Source organism: Candidatus Thioglobus sp., assembly GCF_028599055.1.
Lineage (GTDB): Bacteria > Pseudomonadota > Gammaproteobacteria > PS1 > Pseudothioglobaceae > Thioglobus_A.
In genome coordinates this window covers 1-1925 of record NZ_JAQRMS010000199.1, presented here as the reverse complement: position 1 = coordinate 1925, position 1925 = coordinate 1, and the positions used below count along the sequence as shown (strand labels likewise).

Sequence of the window (1925 nt, the reverse complement as noted above, 5' to 3'; positions counted from 1 at the left end):
TACCATGGGTGTACTGAAAAACAAGATAATACAAACATTACCATGGGTGTACTGAAAAACAAGATAATACAAACATTACCATGGGTGTACTGAAAAACAAGATAATACAAACATTACCATGAGATTACTGAAAAACAAGGTAATACAAACATTACCATGGGTGTACTGAAAAATACGATCACAAAAAAACATTACAATTTAATATTTAAAACATGTCTGAAATGTAATCAAAATAGATGCAGAATATTTATTTTAACAAATTAAATACTACAATAAATAGAATAAATTTTTATCGTCAGATAGGAAATTTCTATCTGGTATCAAGACAAGATCAAATAAATCAAGTCTTACTATGAGGCTCGCATAGGCCTGCTTCTGAATTTGATAAAACAGAAGGTTCCATGGGCCTGCAGATGAATTTTACAAAACAGAGGTTCCCAAGGGCCTGCATATGAAATTGACAATACAGAGGCTCCCATGACGTGGTAATTTTGATAAAAATAGAGGCTCCCATGAGGTAATGAATCTGACAAAACATTGGTTCCCATGAGGTGATGAATTTGACAAATCAGAGGCTTCCATGAGGTGATGAATTTGACAAATCCGAGGATCCCATGAGGTGATGAATTTGACAAAACAGAGGCTCCCATGACATGATGAATTTGACAAAACAGAGGCTCCCATGACGTGATGAATTTGACAAAACAGAGGCTCCCATGACGTCATGAATTTGACAAAACAGAGGCTCCCATGAGGTCATGAATTTGACAAAACAGAGGCGCCCATGAGGTGGTGAATTTGACAAAACAGAGGCTCCCATGAGGTGGTGAATTTGATTAAAAAAAAAGTATTCACTAATAGATATCTTACATTAAAAATGTAGATGATGATTCACTTGTACTAAAAATATCGCTTACCTGCAAAATGAAACGAATACAAACGATTCCTGACGTTGCCATGATTTTTGCACTGTTTGGGATTAAGTTAATGAGATGAGCCATCTGAGATTCTGCAAAATGATCAAACTTGCTTCCTAACAGTTGAGACATATATCTGAAAAATAAAATAATAAAATACATCCCGGTTTTTTACTTTTATGTATTTCATATCATAAATAGGTTCGTATTTGCTTTCTCATGGGTTCTTGCTGACCACGAAAATAGTCGAGGAAAAAAAAACATGCGGTAACTATTAATGTTTTTACAGATTTTAAGCTCATATTGTACAAAACAAATCTTCAAGACAACTTACGCAATGGTAATACAGGCTTCCCGTACAATCTGAGATCTCAAATCTTTAATACACAACACAAAACAGGGTTCCATCCCTCGTAACAACTGGTAAAACTCATCATACTGGTATCCTCCCTGTACTATCGCAGATCTTACAGTCTTAATCTGAAAAATAACAAGACAATGGTCATGAAAAATAACAAGACAATGATCATGAAAAATAACAAGAAAATGATCAGGAAAAATAACAAGACAATGATCATGAAAAATAACAAGACAATGATCATGAAAAATAACAAGACAATGATCAGGAAAAATAACAAGACAATGGTCAGGAAAAATAACAAGACAATGATCAGGAAAAAAAAGATCAGGAAAAATAAGAAGACAATGATCAGGAAAAATAACAAGACAATGATCAGAAAAAAATAACAAGACAATGATCAGGAAAAATAAGAAGACAATGATCAGGAAAAATAAGAAGACAATGATCAGGAAAAATAACAAGAAAATTATCAGGAAAAATAACAAGACAATGATCAGGAAAAATAACAAGACAATGATCATGAAAAATAACAAGACAATGATCAGGAAAAATAACAAGACAATGTTCAGGAAAAATAACAAGACAATGATCATGAAAAAAAAGATCAGGAAAAATAAGAAGACAATGATCAGGAAAAATAACAAGAC

Annotated in this window: 1 protein-coding gene; it reads left to right on the top strand. The window is 32.9% G+C overall.

The genetic code is table 11. The features are described 5' to 3' along the window. Positions 1 to 1671: 1671 nt before the first annotated feature. Positions 1672 to 1925, top strand: a 254-nt coding sequence (locus PSN35_RS07440) for a hypothetical protein (RefSeq protein WP_300031604.1), incomplete at its 3' end; no start/stop codon positions are given.